At 60.5% G+C, this 20,565-nt stretch carries 20 protein-coding genes; 12 read left to right on the top strand and 8 right to left on the bottom strand.

Going from position 1 to position 20,565, the window contains the following annotated elements:
• The first annotated feature begins 70 nt into the window (after positions 1-70).
• Entirely contained in the window at positions 71-817 is a 747-nt protein-coding gene (locus BDB13_RS04260; RefSeq protein WP_094270547.1) for a glycoside hydrolase family 25 protein, read from the top strand.
• A gap of 82 nt (positions 818-899) precedes the next feature.
• Here BDB13_RS04260 and BDB13_RS04255 read toward each other — a convergent pair whose 3' ends face one another.
• Positions 900-2,984 carry a PhoX family protein gene (locus BDB13_RS04255; RefSeq protein ID WP_094270546.1) on the bottom strand — a complete coding sequence of 695 codons (2,085 nt, stop codon included), beginning with the start codon at positions 2,982-2,984 and terminating at the stop codon, positions 900-902.
• Between the two features lie 211 nt (positions 2,985-3,195).
• Between BDB13_RS04255 and BDB13_RS04250 the strand changes: the two genes are divergently transcribed.
• The 5 genes from BDB13_RS04250 to BDB13_RS04230 are packed head-to-tail and all read left to right on the top strand — an operon-like array spanning position 3,196 to position 6,919.
• Positions 3,196-3,432, top strand: coding sequence for a hypothetical protein (locus tag BDB13_RS04250; RefSeq protein ID WP_254922705.1), 237 nt, complete (start codon positions 3,196-3,198; stop codon positions 3,430-3,432).
• On the top strand, positions 3,429-4,367 hold the full coding sequence (locus BDB13_RS04245) for an ABC transporter ATP-binding protein (protein ID WP_094274665.1): 939 nt from the start codon (positions 3,429-3,431) through the stop codon (positions 4,365-4,367). The genes BDB13_RS04250 and BDB13_RS04245 overlap by 4 nt, the downstream gene beginning before the upstream one ends.
• Positions 4,364-5,143 carry an ABC transporter permease gene (locus BDB13_RS04240; protein ID WP_094270545.1) on the top strand — a complete coding sequence of 260 codons (780 nt, stop codon included), beginning with the start codon at positions 4,364-4,366 and terminating at the stop codon, positions 5,141-5,143. The genes BDB13_RS04245 and BDB13_RS04240 overlap by 4 nt, the downstream gene beginning before the upstream one ends.
• Before the next feature lie 22 nt (positions 5,144-5,165).
• Entirely contained in the window at positions 5,166-6,308 is a 1,143-nt protein-coding gene (locus tag BDB13_RS04235; protein WP_094270544.1) for a sensor histidine kinase, read from the top strand.
• The gene (locus BDB13_RS04230) at positions 6,305-6,919 is read left to right on the top strand and encodes a response regulator transcription factor (RefSeq protein ID WP_094270543.1); all 615 of its coding nucleotides are present in this window, start codon (positions 6,305-6,307) and stop codon (positions 6,917-6,919) included. The genes BDB13_RS04235 and BDB13_RS04230 overlap by 4 nt, the downstream gene beginning before the upstream one ends.
• A 63-nt stretch (positions 6,920-6,982) precedes the next feature.
• On the opposite strand, the gene BDB13_RS04225 is transcribed toward BDB13_RS04230, so the two are convergent.
• Together BDB13_RS04225 and BDB13_RS04220 are read right to left on the bottom strand one after the other, a co-directional pair.
• Entirely contained in the window at positions 6,983-7,726 is a 744-nt protein-coding gene (locus tag BDB13_RS04225) for an amino acid ABC transporter ATP-binding protein (protein ID WP_094270542.1), read from the bottom strand.
• Between the two features lie 4 nt (positions 7,727-7,730).
• On the bottom strand, positions 7,731-9,542 hold the full coding sequence (locus BDB13_RS04220; protein WP_094270541.1) for an ABC transporter substrate-binding protein/permease: 1,812 nt from the start codon (positions 9,540-9,542) through the stop codon (positions 7,731-7,733).
• A gap of 190 nt (positions 9,543-9,732) precedes the next feature.
• Here BDB13_RS04220 and BDB13_RS04215 point away from each other — a divergent pair, with 190 nt between their 5' ends.
• The 3 genes from BDB13_RS04215 to BDB13_RS04205 are packed head-to-tail and all read left to right on the top strand — an operon-like array spanning position 9,733 to position 13,614.
• Positions 9,733-10,368, top strand: a complete 636-nt coding sequence (locus BDB13_RS04215; protein WP_094270540.1) for a TetR/AcrR family transcriptional regulator C-terminal domain-containing protein — start codon at positions 9,733-9,735, stop codon at positions 10,366-10,368.
• A gap of 38 nt (positions 10,369-10,406) precedes the next feature.
• Positions 10,407-11,912, top strand: coding sequence for a class I adenylate-forming enzyme family protein (locus tag BDB13_RS04210; RefSeq protein ID WP_094270539.1), 1,506 nt, complete (start codon positions 10,407-10,409; stop codon positions 11,910-11,912).
• Positions 11,913-11,922: 10 nt separating this feature from the next.
• Positions 11,923-13,614, top strand: coding sequence for an acyl-CoA dehydrogenase family protein (locus tag BDB13_RS04205; RefSeq protein ID WP_094270538.1), 1,692 nt, complete (start codon positions 11,923-11,925; stop codon positions 13,612-13,614).
• Here BDB13_RS04205 and BDB13_RS04200 read toward each other — a convergent pair.
• Together BDB13_RS04200 and BDB13_RS04195 are read right to left on the bottom strand one after the other, a co-directional pair.
• Positions 13,611-15,170, bottom strand: coding sequence for a glycosyl hydrolase family 79 C-terminal domain-containing protein (locus BDB13_RS04200; protein WP_141210610.1), 1,560 nt, complete (start codon positions 15,168-15,170; stop codon positions 13,611-13,613). The two genes, BDB13_RS04205 and BDB13_RS04200, sit on opposite strands and share 4 nt — an antisense overlap.
• A 108-nt stretch (positions 15,171-15,278) precedes the next feature.
• Positions 15,279-16,073: an LLM class F420-dependent oxidoreductase gene (locus tag BDB13_RS04195; protein ID WP_094270536.1), complete on the bottom strand. Its 795-nt coding sequence runs from the start codon at positions 16,071-16,073 to the stop codon at positions 15,279-15,281.
• Positions 16,074-16,313: 240 nt separating this feature from the next.
• On the opposite strand from BDB13_RS04195, the gene BDB13_RS04190 reads away from it, so the two are divergent.
• Positions 16,314-16,922, top strand: a complete 609-nt coding sequence (locus BDB13_RS04190; protein WP_094270535.1) for a ClpP family protease — start codon at positions 16,314-16,316, stop codon at positions 16,920-16,922.
• Positions 16,923-16,927: 5 nt separating this feature from the next.
• Complete coding sequence (locus BDB13_RS04185) at positions 16,928-17,515, top strand: ATP-dependent Clp protease proteolytic subunit (RefSeq protein WP_094274664.1); 588 nt, start codon at positions 16,928-16,930, stop codon at positions 17,513-17,515.
• A gap of 1 nt (position 17,516) precedes the next feature.
• On the opposite strand, the gene BDB13_RS04180 is transcribed toward BDB13_RS04185, so the two are convergent.
• Genes BDB13_RS04180 through BDB13_RS04170 form a run of 3 tightly spaced genes read right to left on the bottom strand, consistent with a single transcriptional unit; the run spans position 17,517 to position 19,207 of the window.
• A complete protein-coding gene (locus BDB13_RS04180; protein WP_094270534.1) occupies positions 17,517-17,885 on the bottom strand; it encodes a helix-turn-helix domain-containing protein in 369 nt (122 codons plus the stop codon).
• 60 nt (positions 17,886-17,945) lie between these two features.
• Entirely contained in the window at positions 17,946-18,437 is a 492-nt protein-coding gene (locus BDB13_RS04175; protein ID WP_094270533.1) for a TIGR04338 family metallohydrolase, read from the bottom strand.
• Entirely contained in the window at positions 18,434-19,207 is a 774-nt protein-coding gene (locus BDB13_RS04170) for a DUF2786 domain-containing protein (protein WP_094270532.1), read from the bottom strand. Before BDB13_RS04170 ends, BDB13_RS04175 begins: the two co-directional genes overlap by 4 nt.
• A gap of 112 nt (positions 19,208-19,319) precedes the next feature.
• On the opposite strand from BDB13_RS04170, the gene BDB13_RS04165 reads away from it, so the two are divergent.
• The gene (locus BDB13_RS04165) at positions 19,320-20,393 is read left to right on the top strand and encodes an ABC transporter ATP-binding protein (RefSeq protein WP_094270531.1); all 1,074 of its coding nucleotides are present in this window, start codon (positions 19,320-19,322) and stop codon (positions 20,391-20,393) included.
• Positions 20,394-20,565 lie beyond the last annotated feature (172 nt).

The raw sequence follows: 20,565 nt of genomic DNA, 5'->3' as shown, positions 1-20,565 counted from the left end.
TTCCGTTACTCGCGTATGAACCTTCACCGAATAGCCGACAAAACAGACTCAATGCTCTTACTCTCGATGAATGGCCAAGCGACGGATCATCAGGAAACTGAGCAAGTTCACACCGATCATGATGGCTGCGGCCATCGCATTGACCGCCCCGGGGCTCGCTGCCGCGGATGCTCCACGAGGGCCCGATGTGTCGTCCTGGCAGCACGTGAACGGTGTGGGGATCGACTGGTTCCAGGTCCGGGCATCGGGGCATGAGTTCGCGATGGTCAAAGCCACAGAGTCGTTGAACTACGTGAATCCGTATTTCATTCAAGATTGCCTGCGTATGAGGACGGCCGGCGTTGCACGCGGGGCCTATCACTACGCCGATGTAACTCAGTCTCCGGAGGCCCAGGCGGCGTTCTATTCAGCGATGGTCCTGGGTATCAACGGCCCCGGTGATCTGCCTCCGGTGCTGGATCTCGAGGACGGAAAAGGTCTGCCGGCTTCCCAGGTGATCGACTGGACGCACCGTTACCTGAATACGGTTCAGGCATTAACCGGGCGTCAGCCGATCATTTACACGTATCCGAATTTTTGGCGTACGCAGATGGCCAACACCACGGAGTTCAACAACTACCCGCTGTGGATTGCCGATTACAACGGGCAGAATGCTCCGGGACCGTTGCCGGGTGGTTGGTCGAACTGGACGTTTTGGCAGTACACGAGCACCGGACGTATCCCGGGTATCGAGGGGAACACGGACATCAATGTCTACAGCGGGACTCAGGGCGATTTCGGTCGTTATTCCAACAGCATGGGAGTTGGAAGCAGCTAGTGCTGTGAGGATTTGAAGTAAATGACGTGGGGCAGATCGCAGTTCGTCGGCGATCTGCCCCACAGTCGTTTCCGCGACAGTGCTAGGAGCCGATCCGCGAGCCGTCCTTCTTCCACGCCGCAATCACCGACGGGCGAGGCTGCGACGACCCACCGTCGGGCCAATGCGATGCCGGGCTCTCGACGCTTGCACCATCGGTCTCACCGGGATGCTGGACGCACACGATGACGCGCTTCTCGTCGACGATGGGGCCGCAGGTCTCGGCTCCGATGGGGACGGTGAGGAACTGCTTTGTCTCACCGCGGTTTTCGCCTTCGAGGACGACGCTGAACAGTCCGTCGTTGGATTTCAGTGCATTGCCGTCGGTGGAGATCCACAGGTTGCCGTGGGGATCGAAGGCAAGGTTGTCGGGGCAGGAGATGGGGCTGACCTTGGTCTTGTCGAAGCCGCCGAAGTAGGTGTCGGCGGTAGCCGGATCTCCGCACACCAGTAGGAGATTCCAGTTGAAGGTGGTTCCGGCGTGATTGTCCGTGATCTCGAGAACTTGACCGTTCTTGTTGTTGTTGCGGGGGTTCGGCTCATCGGCGGCCGCACCGCTGTCGACGCCACGCTTGGTGTTGTTGGTCAGTGCCACATACACTTTGCCGCTCTTCGGGTTTGCTTCGAAATCTTCGGGACGGTCCATCTTGGTGGCCCCGACCTTGTCGCCGGCCTGACGTGTGAATACGGCGACTTCTTCGGCGCTCATGCCGTCGACCAACGATTCGCCCTTGCCGTCTTCGCCGGTGCGCAGGATGGCAACCCATTCGCCGCTGCCGTCGAACTTACCGTCGGCGGGGAGCTTGCCGGTTCCGTCGATCTCGGCGGTCGAATTTCCGCTGAGCTTGGCGACGTACAGCGTGCCGGCGTCGAGCAGAGTCATGTTGTGCCGCATGGCCGCCTGGCTCTTGCCGGCCTGCATCTTTCGGCTGGAGACGAACTTGTACATGTAGTCGAAGCGCTCGTCGTCGCCGCTGTAGGCGACAACTGTTCCGTCGGAAGTGATGTAGATGGTGGCGGCTTCGTGCTTGAAGCGGCCGAGCGCGGTGTGCTTGATCGGGGTTGACGACGGATCCCACGGGTCGACCTCGACGACGTAGCCGAAGCGATTCACTTCGTTGGGTTCTGCCACCAGATCGAAGCGCTTGTCGAACCGTTCCCACTTGCGCTCGGAAGCACCACCGGCGAGGCCGTAGCGCTTCAAGCGGGCCGCGACAACAGGATCGGTGACGGCTTCGGCATTCGCGAAGTACTGGTTGAAGTTCTCTTCACCGGAAAGAACGGTGCCCCAAGGGGTTACGCCGCCGGAGCAATTATTGAGGGTACCCAGGACTTTGGTGCCGGTGGGATCTGCGCTGGTCTTGAGGAAATCGCTGCCGGCGGCGGGCCCGGTGACAACAAATTCTGTGGTCGCGGTGATGCGTCGGTTATTGGATCCGATCTCGGGAACCAGCTTGCCGCTGCCGGATTCACCCTTGACCTGCACGACGGAAAGTCCGTGGCTGGCCCAGCCGATCTTGACCTGCTCTTCGGTGGGATTCTGGGCGTCGTATCCACGGAACATTGCCGGCTCGGTGGAGTACTCGTGATTGACCACCAGCAGGTAGGTGTTGGGTGCTCCGTCGACGGGAAGCAGCCCAGCGAAGTCGTTGTTGAATCCGAACTGTAGTTCCTGCGCTGCGGCAGTTTGCTTTTCGAAGTCGAATGCGGGAGCTCCGGCGAGTACTGCGTCGCCCCAGCGGATGACGACGCTCTCTTCGTAGCCGGTGGGGACAGTGACTGCGTCCGCTTTGTTGGGGGCGACGGCGGAGAAGTTGGTGCCGGCAGGCGTGCTGCCCGTGCTGCCACCACTACTACCCGCAGAGCCGGTTCCCGGCGCTGCTTCTGCACTGTCGGAACAGGCGACGAGTGCGCTACCGGCGCCCACTGCCAGAACTGCCATGCCACTTCCGCGGAGCATGCCGCGTCGGCTCAGAGCTGTGCGGGCGATATCGCGGAAGTACTCGCCCTGCGAGTTGTTGGGTACCTCGTGCGAGCAGGCATTCCCGCACTTGTACTGGCACGTGATCGACGCGCGTGAAGACATGCCGTCATGTTTGACGAACAAAGCCAAAGGCTTGATAGCCACGTGAACTCCCGAGTTTCGATGTACAGACTCGGGAACCGTAGAAGCCTTAAGCGAGGGTAAAGGAACGAAAAAATGAACGGGAGAACAACGAGGTGACCCTAACCGTGTAAATCACCCATGACATTTGTCATCGCTCACCCATGAGGGTGTCACCTCAACCGATGACACCACGCACTGTTTTCGATCGAGTGCTCCGACAAAGCTTGGAAGCATGAGAGAACCACACGAAGGAACCTTCCTGACCGACCTGATGGAGTTCGGCCCCGCACCGACGATGGGCCGCGAACTCGTGGTGATCGTGCTCAACGTTGCGGTCTTGGCGGTGTTGTTCGCGATTGTCGGGCCGACCCCGGTGGTCTGGATCGCGATAGCCGTGGTCGGCGTTGCCATGGGGGTTCGATTCCTGATCGGGCTGCGCGGATGGAACCGAGCGGCGGCACAGCGATGAAGGGTGATCCGGTAATCACAGTGGACGGTATGTCCCGGCGTTACAGTTCGGGGAAGGATGCGTTTTACGCAGTCCGTGATCTGGACCTTTCAGTCGACGAAGGTCAACTGTTCGGACTCCTCGGAACAAACGGTGCCGGAAAGACTTCCAGCCTCGAAGTGATTCAGGGGCTCTCGCGGGCAACCGAGGGAACAGTACGCGTTCTGGGTATGGATCCGGTGCGCGAGCGTAGGGATCTTCGGCCGAGTCTGGGCATCATGCTTCAAAAAGGCGGTCTACCACAGGATCTCACCGCACGGGAGAGTCTGTCGATGTGGGCGGGAACGTGCTCGAATGCACTACCCGTCGACGAAGTGCTCGAGCGAGTGGGCATGCGTGATCGCGGCGACACCCGCGTGAAGTTCCTCTCTGGCGGCGAAGCGCGTCGTCTCGACTTGGCTTGCGCGATCATCGGTCAACCACTGGTGCTGTTCCTGGACGAGCCGACGACGGGACTCGACCCCGAAAGTCGCCGTAACACCTGGCAATTGATTGCCGATCTGAAGGCGTCCGGTGTCACGATCATGTTGACGACGCACTATCTCGACGAGGCTGAGTCTCTGTGTGATCAGTTGGCGATCATGCACCGGGGATCGGTGGTGCGGCGTGGGACGGTTGCGGAGGTGGTCGCAGATCATCCGGCTCAGATCAAAGTGAACCGGCCTTCTCTTGCGCTTCCCACACTGCCGGGAGCCGATATGCATACCGCAGGCGACAGCGTTGTGATCACGACGGCCACTGTGCAGGAAACACTCACCGAACTCCTGGTCTGGGCCCAGCGAAACAACGTGACACTGTCTGGGTTGGACGCTCGCGCAGCATCGCTGGAAACCGTATTTCTCTCCATTGCAGATCAATTCGATCACCACGTGAAGTTTGAAGGGGCGTCGGTATGAACCGCATAGCAACACTTTCCCGCGCAGAGTTCACTCTTCTCGGCCGAAATCGACTGCTGCTCTTCAATGCAATCGTCTTGCCGCTCATCTTCCCCGTCGGAATGCTGATCCTCTCGCGTGACGACGGACTCTCCGATGCGGCGGTGGCGTCGGGCCTGGAAATCTTTGCGCTCTTCCTACTCGTGTTCGTCGTCTTCTACAACCTGCTTTCCGTGTACTCGACGCGGCGGGATGAATTGGTGCTCAAGCGTTTGCGGACCGGCGAGTGCAGCGACGCCGAGATTCTGGCCGGCCCCGCTGTCCCGTCGTGGGTTTTGACAGGGTTGCTGACGGTGCTTGTCGGCGTCACAGTCGTCGTTCTGGGTGGCCGTACCCCGGTCAATCCCATCCTGGTGTTTGTGGCATTCATCGGCGGTGCGGCAGTGTTCACCGCATTGGCGCTCATCACATCGGCAGTGACCCGCAATGCCGAAGCTGCACAGATCACGTGCATGCCGATCCTGATCCTGGCTTCGGCCGGGATGTCGAGTATCAGAAACATGGTGCCGGACAACATCGCTCGTATTCTCGATTTCACACCGATGGCAGCAGTACTGGACCTCGTAAATTTGGGATGGGTGGGACGCACGTCATCCGAGCTGACCGAAGCCGGCGCTGCGGCAAGTTTTGCGGACACCTTCGGTGCAGCGGGTCAACCGCTGCTCGTCATGGTTGCATGGATCGTCGGGTCCGTGTTGATCGCCAACGTGCATTTCCGCTGGGAACCGCGCTCGTAGAAACTCTGAGAAGGTAGTAGCCATGATTGTGGAAAACTTCGGACGCTGGAATCCGACCCGGGCATGGCGAACTGCGTCGAATGTCGACAAGGTTCGTCTCTACACGCGCCAGTCATTTTTTGCCATCGGTCTGTTCTTCGGTGGTTTCGGGGTTTGCACCGAAGTGATGGCGGATCAGTACCTGGTGGCGATCTTCCTCGGAATCAGCGCGGTGGCTGCCATCATTGCGATTGCTCGAATTCCAGACTTGGGCGGCGTTGTAGTGGAATCGGTTCGGATTCCATTGGCGGTGATGACTGTGGCCGCGCTCGCCGCGACAGGAATTGCGTTGGTTCGCGGCGACGATTCCGGCCCCTATTTCTGGCTCGCGGCCGTTGTCGCCGTACCATTCGCGGCGTTAGTCGAACTGCGATGGCTGATCCTGGCAGCAGCGGCGATAACCGTCGGATTCGTGATTGCGGGGCGGGCAGACATCGGTGTCTTCGTAGGCAGCGCCGTCGCATTCATGACCGTGACCGTGCAGATGTCCGTGTGGCTTCTGCGCATGGTCACCGAGCTCGACGAGGCACGAGGCGCGGCAGCGGCGTTGTCGGTAGCCGAAGAGCGTCTACGCTTTTCGCGCGATCTCCACGATGTAGTGGGTCGCGCGTTGTCGGCAATCGCGGTGAAAAGTGATCTGGCAGCTACATTGTCGCGCCGCGGCGACGATCGCGCAGCTCAGCAGATGGACGAAGTTCGTGATCTGGCACAGGAATCCCTCGTCGAGGCGCGGGAATTGGTGCGCGGCTACCGATCCATTGCGTTGGCGTCTGAATTGGCGGGAGCCCGGTCATTGCTCGAGGCTGCGGGAATCGCGACAGATATTCGTGGATCCGCAGATGCATTGCCGATCGAATTGGCCGAATCCGCAGCCTGGGTCGTTCGTGAAGGCGTGACCAACATTCTGCGACATTCGTCCGCTCAGCGTGCCGTCATCGAAGTGGCCGGTGGATCGGTCTCGATCACCAACGACGGCGCCGGACGACAACGGGACAGCGACGGTACAGGTTTGAACGGCCTGCGTGAGCGCGTCGAAGCGGTAGGTGGCACGCTCGATGTGACGCGTGGCGGCGAAGATTTCACGCTCACCGCATACTTTTCACACCCGACGAAGGAGTCTCGGTGACCGAGCCGATCAAGGTACTGCTGGCCGACGACGAAAATCTCATCCGCTCTGCCCTCGCGATGATGTTGTCCCTCGAGGACGACATCGTTGTTGTGGTGGAGGCGGAATCGGGTGAAGCGGCTGTAGTTGCCGCGACAAAATTTCGGCCTGATGTGGCTGTTCTGGACCTGCAGATGGCCGGTATCGACGGCATCGAAACAGCTCAGGAGATTGCAAAATCCGTGCCGGGATGTAGGTCGATCATCGTGACCAGTCACGGACGTCCGGGTTATCTGAAAAAGGCACTCGCAGCGGGGGTTCGAGGATTTCTTCCCAAGACAACGTCCGCAACCACTCTCGCCGAGGTTGTTCGTAGCGTTCATTCCGGGGGGCGGTACGTCGACCCGTCGCTGGCCGCCGAGGCCATCGGTGCGGGTGACTCGCCGCTCACGCCGCGCGAAGCCGACGTGCTCGAGTATGCGGCCGATGGGGCCTCAATCGAGCAGATTGCTTCCCGCGCGCACCTGTCGGCCGGGACCACGCGCAACTACTTGTCCTCGGCCGTCACCAAACTCGGTGCGGCAAATCGGCATGAAGCTGCGGTGATCGCCCGCCGTCAGGGTTGGATTTAGGCCTCCGCCTGTGCGCCTTTTTGGTAGCGCGCACTACCAGAAAGGCGCACAGGGCCGAAGGCCCTAAAGGACTTGCGACAAGAACGCCTGCAAGCGATCTGTTGCCGGATCATCGAAAAGCTGCTCCGGCGTTCCTGTTTCGACAACCGCGCCGCGATCCATGAACAGCACCTTGTCGGAAACCGAACGCGCGAAGCCCATTTCGTGGGTTACGACGACCATGGTCATGCCGGATTTCGCGAGATCCGCCATCAGGGCCAGGACTCCCTTGACCAGTTCGGGATCCAGAGCAGAGGTGGCCTCGTCGAAGAACATGACCTCGGGTTTCATGGCCAATGCCCGGGCGATTGCCACCCGCTGCTGCTGGCCGCCGGACAGATTGCCCGGACGCGAATCGGCCTTCTCTCGCAGGCCTACCAACTCGAGTTGTTCGAGTGCCAACGAGCGAGCGGCTTCCTTGGACAGTCCCTTGAGTTTGCGCGGTCCCAAGGAGATGTTCTCGGCCACGGTCTTGTGGGGGAACAGATTGAAGTGTTGGAACACCATGCCGATGCGCTGGCGCAGATGATCCGGATTGTCTTGCAGCACAGACTTTCCGCCGAGCAGGACGTCGCCCTTCTCGGGTTCGTGCAGACGGTTCAGTACGCGGAGGAGCGTCGATTTACCCGAACCCGACGGACCGATGACGGTGACGGTATTGCCGGCGTCGACGTGCAGGTTGACGCCGCGAAGCACCTTGTTGGCGCCGAAGGACAGGTGCAGATCCTGGCCGGTGAGGGATACGGATTTCAGTTCTGAGCTGGTCATGTCGTCAGCCCCTTTCCACGACGATGGACTGCTCGAGCGGGTCCAACGTGCCGGAAGTATCGGCGCGCCCCGTTCGGAGTCGATGGTCGATGTAGTTGACGAGGTGTGTCAGTGGAATCGTCAGCGCGAGATAGAAAAGACCGGCCGCAACCAGTGGGGACAAGCTGCCGGTTTGGGCATTGAGGTCGCGTCCGACGGCAAAGAGTTCACGCTGAGTGACGAGCAAGCCGAGGAAGTAGATCAGCGACGAATCCTTGATCAGTGCGATGAACTGATTCATCAGCGCGGGCAGAACGCGTCGTACGCCCTGCGGAATGACCACCAGCGACATGGATTTGCGGTAACTGAAGCCCAACGCACGAGAAGCCTCGAGCTGACCCGGCTCGACGCTCTGGATGCCGGATCGAAAAATCTCACCGATATATGCCGACGCGAGTAGCGACAGCGCCGCGACTCCCAGCCAGTACGGATTGCTACCGGTGATGCCCTTGACGATGGGGCCGACGCCCAAGCCGATGATCAAGATGATGACGACGGCAGGTAGTCCGCGGAAAATATCGGTGTAGATGCGGGCCGGCCAACGAAGCCAACGAGTTCGTGAGAGTCCGGCGACGGCCAGCATCATGCCCAATGCAGTGCCGATCACGCCCGACGCGAGGGCCAGGACAAGGGTGTTGGGAAGACCGGTCTTGAGTAGATCGGGGAACGCCTTCTTGTACAGCTCCCAGTTGAAGAACGTGTCTTTGAGCTGCTCGAGTGTCGATTTTGGCTGGTAGGTCGCAGTCTCGGTCCCATCGGCCGGATTTGCCGCAGCGATCGCCGCGAAGTCAGGCAGCTCCGGTGCAACTGCAGCTTTGGATCCTGGCTTCCAACCTTCGGGGAGCTCACGCGGCACCCACTCGGAGTACAGCTGAGCCCAGGTCCCGTCGTCGATGACGGCGTCCAGGCCCGAGTTGAGAGCGTCGATAAGTGGCTGATTTTCCTTGTTCACAGCCCAGCCGACAAAGTTGTTGACGGAAAATGTGTTCTCGACGATCGAGGCGGGATCACCGGGTGCGATAGTGCCTTCGGCTTGCTGCGACGGCGCGATCCAGGCGTCGATCTGGCCGGTTTTGAGGTTCGCGTAGGCGGTCGCGTAGTCGGGGAACTTCACTGGATCGAGCTTCAAGGTGTTGACGACGTAGTCGTCCTGAACCGTGCCCTGCACAACCCCGATGCGCGTCGACGCATTCAGATCGCCGAAGCCGGTGATGGGACTTCCGTTGGGAACAACAAGAGAGAAGTAGCCGAAGTCGTAGCCGTTGGTGAAGCCGACGGTGTTACGACGCTCGTCGGTCGTCGTGATGGAGGAGGATCCGACGTCGAAGCGTCGGCCGGCCACCTGGGAGAGCAGACCGGCAAATTCGGTGCCGACGAACTCGACCTTCAATCCCAGTTTGTCGGCGACGGCTTTGAGCAGTTCGTTGTCGTATCCGGTGTACTGATTTTCGGAGTTGACGCAGATGCTCGGGGGTGCGTCGCCGAGAGTGCCGACGGTGATGACTCCCGGTTTGATCAGGTTCAGTTTCGCGGTGTCGATTTGATCGAGCGGGGTAACTGTGGCCGTGGTGTACCGGTCTTCGGCACCGGCTCCGGCGGCAGCATCGAGGTTGGTGGGCGCCGCTGTAGCCGCGCCCACTCCGGGTGGTGAGCAGTGATCTGTCGAAGCTGTGGGCGAATCGGAGCTACTCGAGCATGCAGACACGGTCAGTGCCAGCAAAACGATGAGAAGCAGTGCCGCCACTGAGCGGATCTTCGCTGAGACGGAGGAAAGCATGCAAAAAGCGTAGTCCAAAAGGTAGCTGTACCTGGGTGTGAAGCTGATGCCACGATTCGGACTTGGTGTGCTTGCGCTGCGGTCACGCCTTCGAATCCGCCTGATTGAAAATGTCGCTGAGTAAGGAATTGCTTGCCATCCAAACAACGCCAAGTTATTGTTTGTCATACAAACAAGTAGGAGTGCGTTGATGGCTACTGAGGCAGTACCGGCAGCGCGTGCGACGCGTGAATCCGGCAAGCAGACCCGCCAGGCACTTTTCGACGCGGCCACTGCACTGTTTCTCGAGCACGGCGAGTGCGTGTCCATTGCCCAGATCTGCGCGGCCGCCGGAGCCCACCCCAACCAGGTGACGTACTACTACGGCTCCAAAGAAAAGCTCTTTGTCGAGGTTGCCTGCTCCGCCGTCCTGCGCGTCGGAAAGCGAGCAGAGATTGATGCCGCCGACGCCCATACCGTCGGGGACTACGCCGAGAAGTTGGTTGGTTCCCTACTCGGTCCGGGAGCTCCGAGCGTCGAAATTTTTGTCGAAGCCATGATCATGACGGGCCGCCGCGGCGAACTGCGCACCCTCATCTCCGATACCTTGCGGACGCTGCATACATCGGGCGAAACCGCCTTGCTCCGCACTTTGGTCCGCACCGGTTGGCAACTGCGTGCGGGCATCGACGTCGAGTCCAAGGCCTTCTGGTCTGCGATCTTCGGCCTCGTCATCCAGAAGACGGCCACCGGCGAGAGTTTCGGCTACTCGCTCGAGGAAGCGGTTGCCGTCATCTTCGCCACCCTTCAGATCCCTGATGCCGTACTCAACAGCTCAATGGGTTGAATCTCCTTTCCCGACAAGAACTTCTAAGGATCTTCCAGATGAACATCGTTCGTGTATTCGACAGCAATACCGCCAAGTCGCCGGACAAACCGTTCTTGATCTCGGGCGGCCGGGGGCATACGTATCAGCAGGTTCACGACGGAAGTCGTCGTGCTGCCGGGTATCTGGCAACTCTGGGCGTCAAGCATGGTGACCGAGTTGCGTTGATGTGCTTCAACACTCCGGGTTTTGTGTACGCGATGCTCGGCGCTTGGCGTCTGGGCGCCGTTGTGGTTCCGATCAACCACAAGATGCAGACACCTGAAGTTGCGTACGTTCTCGAACACGCGAAGGTGTCGGTGTGTGTTTTCGACGGTGAACTGGCACCGATTGTCAGCCGCCTCGAAACGACGGCCAAGCTGGTCAGTACAGACTCCGCAGCCAAGGGCTTCGACTTCTTCGACGACGCCATTGTTGTTGCCGACGCAGTGGACGGTGTCGAGATCGATGAAAATGATCCCGCTGAAATCCTCTACACCTCGGGAACTACCGGCGCACCGAAGGGTTGCGTGCACAGTCACCGAAATGTAGTGGGAGTAGCCATCACTGCCGGTTTGGCAGTCTCGACCACTCGCGACGAGCGACTGCTGATGGCCGTGCCGATCTGGCACGCCTCACCACTGAACAACTGGTTCATGTCGACGCTGTACATGGGTGGAACCGTTGTTCTGCTGCGCGAATACCATCCGGTCAAGTTTCTGGAAACGGTTCAGGAACAGCGGATTACGCTGTGCTTCGGTCCGCCCGTCATCTACACCACCGCACTGAACATGGTGCCCAATTTTGCCGACTACAACCTCGGAAGCGTCCGCGCCTGGCTGTACGGAGGCGGTCCCATCGGCGCCGATGTTGCACGGCGACTGGTGGAGTCCTACGGCACCACCGAGTTCCGTCAGGTGTACGGCATGACCGAAACCGGCCCCGTCGGAACTGTGCTGTACCCCGAAGAGCAGTTGACCAAGGCCGGCTCCATCGGAAAGTTTGCACTCGCCGCTGTGGATCTGCGTCTGGTCGGCGAAGACGGCAAAGACGTTGCGCCCGAGCAGATCGGCGAGATCTGGCTGCGCGCCGACACCGTCATGCTGGGCTACCTCGACGATCCCGAAGCCACTGCTGCAGCCTTCGCGGACGGCGGTTGGTACCGCACCGGCGATCTCGCTCGAGCGGATTCAGACGGCTATCTCTTCATCGTGGACCGCGCCAAGGACATGATCATCACCGGCGGCGAGAACGTCTACTCCAAGGAAGTGGAGGACGTGATCTCGGGTCACCCCGACGTGATCGACGTAGCCGTAGTCGGCAAGCCCAACGTGGAGTGGGGCGAAACCGTTGTCGCGCACGTCGTGTGGCGTGAACCCGGCGTCATCGATGCCGACGACATCAAGACCTACCTCTCGGACAAGCTGGCACGCTACAAGATTCCGCGTGAAGTTGTCTTCACGTCAGTTCTCCCGCGTACGCCGACAGGCAAGATCCAGAAGCACCTCATTCGCAGTGCGAGCTGAAAGGCCAATCATGACTGAAATTACCGAGAAGACCGTCACGCATCCGGCTCCCCATCGCACGCATGCTGTGCTCAATCAGTCCGTGCCCCGCACCGACGTCAACGAGTACCTCCTCGACCCGGTGCTCGCCGAAGGCGTAGTCCGCCACGATGCCGCCTGGGCTGCAGACGAACTCACCGATATCGGCGAACTGGTCGGCAGTGCAGGATTCCAGCACGACGCCGAGCTGGCCAACACCGTCATCCCCGAACTTCATACGTTCGACCGTTGGGGCAACCGCATCGACGAGGTGGAATACCACCCGTCGTACCACCGCATCATCTCGGCGGCAGTAGCTCACGGCGCGCACACCTCGGCCTGGGAAAACCCGAAGCCGGGCGCCAATGTTGCTCGCGCAGCGGCCTTCATGATGTTCGCGCAGGTCGAGCCGGGTCACTCGTGCCCCATCTCCATGACACACGCGGTCATTCCTTCGCTGGAACTGCAGCCCGACGTGGCCGCTATCTGGAAGCCTCGCGCCCTCTCTCGTAGCTACACCCCCGAGTTGGATGCTCCCGGAAAGGCATCCGCGATTTTCGGTATGTCCATGACGGAGAAGCAGGGCGGCTCCGACGTGCGGGCCAACACCACGGTCGCCAAGCCTGCGGGTCGCGGTGGCCCGGGTGCCGATTACCTGCTCACCGGCCACAAGTGGTTCTGCTCCGCACCGATGTCCGACGCCTTCCTCGTTCTGGCCCAGGCCGAAGGTGCTGCCGGCGAAGGGCTTTCCTGCTTCCTTCTTCCCCGCATCCTGGCCGACGGCACCCGTAACGTCTTCCGTATCCAGCGGTTGAAGAACAAGCTGGGCAACAAGTCCAACGCGTCCTCCGAGATCGAGCTCGACGGCACAGTCGGCATCATGATCGGTGAACCCGGTCGCGGTGTGCGAACAATCATCGAAATGGTGTCGCAGACTCGACTCGACTGCATCCTCGGCAGCGCCGCCGGAATGCGCCAGTCCGTCGCCGAGGCCGTGTGGCATGCCCGCCACCGCAGCGCATTCGGCGCCGTACTGGCCGATCAGCCGGCCATGACGTCCGTCCTGGCAGACCTGTCACTCGAGTCCGAAGCCGCCACCATCACCGGTCTTCGGTTGGCGCGCGCTCAGGACAACGACGCCGACGATCAGGAAAAAGCGTTCCGCCGTCTCGCGACCGCTGTCGCGAAGTACTGGGTCTGCAAGCGTGGACCGCACCACTCCTACGAGGCCCTCGAATGCCTCGGTGGCAACGGATACACCGAAGACTTCCCGCTGGCTCGCCGCTACCGCGAACAGCCCGTCATGGCGGTCTGGGAGGGCTCCGGCAACGTCATCGCGCTCGATGTCTTGCGCGCCATGACCCGTGAATCCGATTCCGTCGCAGCCTTCGACCACGAAGTGAATCTCGCTCGCGGCAACAACCCCGTCCTCGATCAGCACCTCGACAAGGTGCGTCGTCAACTCGGCGAACTCGCCACGATGGCACCCGCCGACGCGCAGTTCCGCGCGCGTAGCGTCGTCGAAGCCATGGCTTTGGCGCTGCAGGCTTCGCTGATGGTGCGTTATTCGCCGGCTGCGTCCTCCGATGCATTCATCGCCGGACGCTTGGGCGCCGATCGTGGCCACGAGTACGGAACCCTGCCGGTGGGAACAGATTTCGCCGGGATCCTCGCTCGGGCTTAATCGACTGTCAGCAGTACTGCACTCGGTGCGTCAATTCGTACTCGGTACCGGCCGTCGGTACCGAGTACGTTTTCGTTCGAACTCGGTGTGAAGGTGCCGTTTTTCGCGACCGTGGAATTGGCGAACGTGGCACCGTCGACAGCGTCGGGCGACGCTGCGGTCAATCGCTGCACGGAGGCGGAAGTGCCGTCTTCTCCAACGATTTCGACGTTGACATCACCGTTGAAAGCCCGATCCATATTGTTGACGATCACCTTGACGGTGCCGTCGGGCAGGCGGACTGCATAGGCCGAAACGTTTGCGGCGCCGGATTCGACTGTGGTGGGCAAGATCTGGCCACCAACGAGTTGGCTGAGCATGAGCAGGCCGTAGTAGTTCGGGTTGGCCTGAGCCTGACCGGCCTGGCGAGCATTGTCGTCGGCAAAGCAGATGAGTGAGTAGCTTTCACAATCGTCGGGCTGATTGTGCAGGTTGATGCCGGTGACGCCTTCACGTGCTGTGGTCATCAGATAGTCGACTGTCCACAACGCCGCGCCGAAGGAGTTGGTAACTCCTTCCTTTCCTTCTTTTGCCACCGAGTTTGTCTCGGCCAGTTTAGGTTCGAGTCCGGCATGTTCGGCCTTGGCGACGAAGTCTCGAATGAACGTTGTTTGCTTCACGGAGTTTTCGCGCGACATCAGTTTGTCGACGCTGGGGAGTCCGCCGATGAGATCGGAACTGGCCGAAGTGAATCCGACCCTCGCAGTGTTCACGTACGGGTAGTAGTGCTGATTGAGGTACTTACTCTCCGAACCGAATGCGGAAATGTACGTGTCCAACCACGGATTCACCACGGCTGAGGCGATCACCGGATCAATCAGTTGGTTGCCGATTCCGGCGCCGGCAGTATTCGGTCCTTCGATCGGCACTCCCGGAGCGGCGGCACGGATCGCGTCGCGGTAGGCCCGGGCGTCCGGTACGTAGGTTGCCGGAAGCAAGGGACGGCGATCTCCAGCCTTGCTGATGGGCGCGATGAGATAGAAGTTGGGCTCGTTTCCGATCTGAATTGACCGGAGAGAGTTACCGATTCGCTCCTGAGCCTCGCGCGCCTGATTCCCGGCCGCAGCGGGATCGAAGTGTGCAAAATTCACTCCGAGGTCGACGCTCCATCCTGTTGCCTCGGCGAGCTTTCCGACTCGAGACAGGTCGTCGGGAGTGACGTGCTGACCCTCTTTGGCCCAAGCCGGGACCGGAGCGTCGGGATCAGGCATCCATGCAGTGTTATCCACCTGATTGGCGCTGAAGCGCAGATTTCCGGTGCCGAGGTTCTCGAGCAGAGTATCGACATTCCCGGCCGCCGGATCGATCCACGCCTGATGCATGAGGTTGGCTTCGAAAGACAGCCCGAGGAAGTCCTTCGGAATGACACGACCCGGCTTCGTAGCGTCGACGCGAATCGTCACCGAAGGGCCAGGAACGTCTGCTGCCGCCGGCATGGCAGATAGTGAGAGCGGCAGAGCGACGCAGATACCGAGAATCGAGATTCGGTAGATCCGGACCAACTTCGAGCGCGTCAATTGGTGCCTCCCGTAGATGTGCTGGCGAGGCGACCAAGTGAACGGAGCTTCGCAATCAGGACACTACGGAGTTGACCGGTCGGGAACTTCGGTTTTCGCGAAATGCAGTCAGGCCAGCCCACTCAACGAGGGGGCCGTGTTGTCATCGCGCCACCCGATGGCCTCGACAAGTGTCGTGAGGTCGTAGTCGGGTCCACTCGCGCTGACGGTGAACAGAGTGACGCCGTCGGAAACGAGGTCTGCCGCATTCTCCAGCCCCGGCCACGGTGCAGAATGCTCCACGTCCATCGGGTTGCGCCCGACAGCAGCGCAGTGGTCGGTCAGGATTCCGGACTTGCGCAGGTGCGTCTCACGGTCCCCGAAGCTGTGCCAGACGTCGGCGTACTCGGCCACCAGGCGCAATGTCTTCTTCTCGCCGCCACCACCGATCAGAACCGGGATATTGCGCGTCGGCGACGGATTGCCCTTGGCTAGACGCTGTGTGATCCGCGGTAGATATTCACCGAGCAGTTTCAGGCGGGAGCCGGGAGTGCCGAAGTCGTAACCGAATTGGTCGTAATCCTTCTCGAACCATCCGGCTCCGATACCGAGGATCAAGCGTCCGCCGCTCAGGTGGTCGACGGTGCGTGCCATATCGGCCAGCAGATCAGGATTGCGGTAGCCGCCGCCGGTCACCAGGGCGCCGATCTCCACGTTCGATGTCTGCTCCGCCCACGCCCCGAGCATGGTCCAGCACTCGAAATGTGCGCCGTCCGGATCTCCCGTCAGCGGGTAGAAGTGGTCCCAGTTGAAGACGATGTCGACGCCCGCATCCTCCGATCGCAGGACGGCATCGCGGATCAGTCCGTAGTCGGGCGCGTGCTGAGGTTGGAGTTGAACACCGATGCGTACCGGACGAGTCATGCCACGCTCCTGCCGAGAGGAAATGGTTGTCTCTACCCATCATGGCCGGAGATGCCGGTTGGCCGCTACGTTCCTGCCGGTTTGGGCCAATTGTCCCACCTTGTCTAGCGCCCCCTTCCCGAGCGAACGGTACGTCGATCGCCTTAGATCGACCGAAAGGTACGTTCGCTCAGAAAGGGGGGATCTGCCTACAGCAGACAATCAGGAGCCGAGCCGCACACCGCCGGTAGGAATGATCGCATGACTACTTCAGCACCCACCGATACCGGCTACCGTGACCTGTTGACAGATAGGCTCTTCCGCCAACGCACCATCTTGCTTACCGGCGAAGTGAACGACGCCATGGCCGAACGCGTGTGTTCCGAACTGGTGCTTCTTGCGACCACCGACCCCAAGCGTGACATCGTCCTCTACATCAATTCGCCCGGCGGTTCGGTATTCGCGGGCCTTGCCATCTACGACACCATGAAGCTCGTTCCCAACGACGTGGTGACGGTCGCAATGGGATTCGCCGCCAGTATGGGTCAGGTACTTCTCTGCTCGGGTACAAAAGGCAAACGAATAAGCTTGGCGCACAGCCGAATCATGATGCACCAGCCCTCCGCGGGGATCGGCGGTACGGCGGTAGACATCGCGATTCAGGCCGAGAGTCTCGAGATGATGAAGCTTCAATCCCAGGAAATTCTTGCCGCTGAAACCGGGCGGACCGTAGAAGAGATCGAGACCGACAGTGATCGTGATCGGTGGTTCACCGCCGATCAAGCACGTGAGTACGGAATTGTCGATCGCGTCGTGACAACGTTCGCCGAAATCGCGCCGCAGGCAATGTTCCCCAAGATCGGACTGTGAATATCATGTCCCAGTACACGATTCCCAGCGTTATCGAACGAACACCCACGGGCGAGCGGTCTTTCGACATCTTCAGCCGGTTGCTCAACGAACGTATCGTCTTTCTCGGCACGGAGATCGACGACGGAGTCGCGAACGTTGTGATGGCTCAGCTGCTGCATCTGCAGGCAGACAACCCGGACCGCGAGATCGGTTTGTACATAAACTCTCCTGGTGGTTCTACCACTGCGATGCTGGCAATTTACGACACTATGCAGTTCATGAAACCCACGATCGCCAGCTACTGCATGGGGCAGGCGTCGTCGGCTGCTGCGGTGCTGCTCGCTGCCGGCACACCGGGGCACCGGCATGTTCTCGCCCATTCGCGGGTGCTGCTGCACCAACCGTCGACGCAAGGCAGTGGAACCATCTCGGACCTGGCGCTTCAGGCAGCTGAGATTATGAGAATCCGCGAGCAAACCGAGACGATCTTGAGCAAGCACACCGGTCAGAGCGTCGAGCGACTCCGGAAGGATACTGACCGAGACCGGATCTTCACGGCACGTGACGCGATCGCTTACGGCTTGGCCGACGTGCTTATTGAAGGGAATTGACTCAGGCCGCCATCAGGACGGGCCCGGATATCGGCTGCGGCGTGTGTCCGAAGGAGATGGAATTGAGTGCCACGATTTTGTTTCCCGAGCGGAAGAGCAAGTGTTCCAACGGCATTCCGAGAGCATCACAGATAGAGCGCAAGATCTCCGAGGACGGTTCCTTCTTGCCTCGTTCGACCTCGGACAAGTATTGCTTCGACATTCCGACTTCGGCAGCAACATCGCCTAAGGTTCGATCCTGATCGCGCCTGACCTCACGCAGTACGTGTCCGTAAGCTTCTCGAATCAGCGGGGCCTTCTGTGCGGGCACCGCAGTTCCGGAATGCTCAGAAGCATCCCTGACCAGGGTAAACTTGTGCGGCGTGTCCATGTGCCGAGTATTCCAGGCGTCCGGCCAGGTTGCCAGGAGATTCGCCGAGGGCTGACATGGTCAGCCGGTTTGAACACCGCCGGACAGGTACAGAGCTCGCAGCACGAATGCCGCCTCGGGGCCGATGATCTCACCGACCAAAGTCAGATAGCGGTCGACGAAGGCCGCTCCATGGGCGGCCTCGTCATTGTCGCCGAGATGATGTGCAAGCTCGTGCAGGACAACAAGTTCCCGCATCGCCCACCGGCCGTCGCGATCAATCGGGACGGCGATAACGTCGTTCGAGTAGTGAGCAGCAGTGTTGCCGGCTCGGGAGCGCACGGAAACCGAAACGCTTGCACGGGGACAGGTTTCAGCTACCCAATTCAACTTGAGGGCTTGATCGCAATACGCCTGAACCGACTCCACGGATCCGAATTTGCGTTCCACCGGCAAGGTGACGGAGGATCCGAGAATTTCCACAGTTCGAAGGTTTCGTTCATCCGCGCGATCGAACATGCTGCGCACCAAGGTTTCCGCGTCGTAGACGGCGCTACGCTGAGAATCTCTCACGAGCCCAACTGTCCCCGCACTCCGCCGATTTCCGGCAGATTTCCCAGTCGAGCGGACCGGGCGGCGCGATCTCCGGCTTTGCGCGCATGCGACGAATGCCCGGCGTCGGCGCGTCCGCCGCCCTTCCAGGTTCCGCGTGCTTTGGAGTTGGAGGAGTAGTAGTCCTTGAGTTCAATTTCCTTGTTACGTAACACCAAAGCAGTTTCCGAAGACGACTCGGCGACTACTTTTTTCTCCGTCTCCTGTTTGGTTTCCGTCAACCGTGCACCGATCCGCGACGCATACGCCATCTGGAAGTTGAGGCGAGCGGTTACTCCGGCGACAGGCTTACGCGTCCGCGTCGACGTCTCGCCTCGATATGCGCCCGAGCGAATGTAGGCGTCGGAATCACGCACCATTTGGAACAGCAGGCTCGAGTACAGGGCCTCACACACGTCGATGTCGCCGGCAAATCCGTACGCGAAGATCACCGCACCGGTCTGCGCGATATCGCACTGCACGTCATTGGCGGCGGCGATGGAGATGAACAACTGCGCGTAGGTGCGCAGTCCGCGTTTGCCGGGTTCGCCGATGGTGATGAGCCGTTGAGTGGGCGTCGCACGTTTCTCCGACGACGCGGTGTGCGCCCGAGCAACCGCTAAGTCGATGGCGGAACTGGTGGCCAACCGTTGCGCGGCTGCCATGAAGGCTTCACCCTCGTGGGGATTGTCGGTGGATTCTGCTTGGCGAAGCAGTGCACCGATGCGGGTCAACATCTTCTCCGAACTCACCGCCGCAGAGTACGCCCGCAGACCGACACGGCAGCTTATGCTGCTGGGGCACACGCTCACCCTCAACTCGGATCGTCCGGCACGTTCCTGCCGGTAGAAGGGATTACCAGTCATGGCTTCAGTGACATTCGAGGGCACAACCTGCCTGTTCCCGGGCTCCAATACGCCCGCGGTGGACAACTTGGACCTCGAAATCGAGAACGGCGAATTCCTCGTTCTCGTCGGCCCGTCGGGCTGTGGAAAGTCGACGACGCTGCGCATGCTCGCCGGTCTCGAGGACGTCCACAGCGGGCGCATCCTCATCGGTGACCGCGATGTGACGGGCCAGGAACCCAAAGAACGTGACATCGCGATGGTGTTCCAGAACTACGCGCTCTACCCGCACATGTCGGTGGCCGAGAACATGGGATTTGCACTCAAGTTGGCGGGCACGAACAAGACGGAGATCCGCGCTCGCGTCGAAGAAGTCGCGAAGATGCTCGATCTCGAGCCGTACTTGGATCGTAAGCCGAAGGCACTTTCCGGTGGTCAGCGTCAGCGAGTTGCCATGGGCCGCGCGATTGTTCGTCAGCCGCAGGTCTTCCTGATGGACGAGCCGCTATCCAACCTCGACGCCAAACTGCGCGTCCAGACGCGTACGCAGATCGCTCAGCTGCAGCGACGCCTCGAGACCACGATGGTCTACGTGACTCACGACCAGGTCGAGGCCATGACCATGGGTGACCGCGTCGCTGTCCTCGAAAAGGGAATCCTGCAGCAGTGTGCGTCGCCGCGCGAGCTGTACAACAGGCCGAAGAACGTGTTTGTCGCCGGCTTCATGGGTTCGCCCGCAATGAACCTGTTCACCCTCCCGCTCGTCGACGGTGGTGTGGCGTTCGGTGACGTGATTGTCCCGGTTTCCCGTGAAACATTGAACGGAACACCGGAGACCGAGGTCGTACTCGGAATTCGTCCGGAGCACCTCGATGTCGCTGCCGAGGGCCTGCCGATGGAGGTCGACGTCGTCGAAGAGCTCGGTTCCGACGCCTACGTGTACGGCCGCACCACCATCGGGGGCGTGTCGCAGCAGATCGTTTCGCGGGGCGACTGGCGTAATCCGCCCGAGAAGGGTGATCGAGTCAATCTGCGTGTCGATCCCGAAAAGGTTCATATTTTCGCAGCCAGCGACGGTCGACGCCTGGGTTAGACAATCCGGACAACCCGGGTCGAGGAACCTCGCATACGACACATGAACGATTCAGCTTCGTCGTAATACCCACAAGTAGGGGTGTCTCGTGCCACAGTAGGGGCCGACGCCGGGAGCCGGTACTCATGGCGCATGCCGTGAGCCGCCTCTCGGTGACCGTCTATTTGTCGTA

The organism is Rhodococcus sp. OK302, from assembly GCF_002245895.1.
Classification (GTDB): Bacteria; Actinomycetota; Actinomycetes; order Mycobacteriales; family Mycobacteriaceae; genus Rhodococcus_F.
Note: the sequence above shows the minus strand (reverse complement) of the source record. Positions and strands in the feature narration are given on the sequence as shown.

Bases quoted from the DNA above. Each gene is read 5' to 3' on its own strand.
- BDB13_RS04250 (WP_254922705.1), top strand. From the start codon at position 3,196: ATGAGAGAACCACACGAAGGAACCTTCCTGACCGACCTGATGGAGTTC.
- BDB13_RS04190 (WP_094270535.1), top strand. From the start codon at position 16,314: ATGACTACTTCAGCACCCACCGATACCGGCTACCGTGACCTGTTGACA.
- BDB13_RS04210 (WP_094270539.1), top strand. From the start codon at position 10,407: ATGAACATCGTTCGTGTATTCGACAGCAATACCGCCAAGTCGCCGGAC.
- BDB13_RS04165 (WP_094270531.1), top strand. From the start codon at position 19,320: ATGGCTTCAGTGACATTCGAGGGCACAACCTGCCTGTTCCCGGGCTCC.
- BDB13_RS04220 (WP_094270541.1), bottom strand. From the start codon at position 9,542: ATGCTTTCCTCCGTCTCAGCGAAGATCCGCTCAGTGGCGGCACTGCTT.
- BDB13_RS04240 (WP_094270545.1), top strand. From the start codon at position 4,364: ATGAACCGCATAGCAACACTTTCCCGCGCAGAGTTCACTCTTCTCGGC.
- BDB13_RS04205 (WP_094270538.1), top strand. From the start codon at position 11,923: ATGACTGAAATTACCGAGAAGACCGTCACGCATCCGGCTCCCCATCGC.
- BDB13_RS04260 (WP_094270547.1), top strand. From the start codon at position 71: ATGGCCAAGCGACGGATCATCAGGAAACTGAGCAAGTTCACACCGATC.
- BDB13_RS04225 (WP_094270542.1), bottom strand. From the start codon at position 7,726: ATGACCAGCTCAGAACTGAAATCCGTATCCCTCACCGGCCAGGATCTG.
- BDB13_RS04235 (WP_094270544.1), top strand. From the start codon at position 5,166: ATGATTGTGGAAAACTTCGGACGCTGGAATCCGACCCGGGCATGGCGA.
- BDB13_RS04245 (WP_094274665.1), top strand. From the start codon at position 3,429: ATGAAGGGTGATCCGGTAATCACAGTGGACGGTATGTCCCGGCGTTAC.
- BDB13_RS04180 (WP_094270534.1), bottom strand. From the start codon at position 17,885: ATGGACACGCCGCACAAGTTTACCCTGGTCAGGGATGCTTCTGAGCAT.
- BDB13_RS04215 (WP_094270540.1), top strand. From the start codon at position 9,733: ATGGCTACTGAGGCAGTACCGGCAGCGCGTGCGACGCGTGAATCCGGC.
- BDB13_RS04195 (WP_094270536.1), bottom strand. From the start codon at position 16,073: ATGACTCGTCCGGTACGCATCGGTGTTCAACTCCAACCTCAGCACGCG.
- BDB13_RS04185 (WP_094274664.1), top strand. From the start codon at position 16,928: ATGTCCCAGTACACGATTCCCAGCGTTATCGAACGAACACCCACGGGC.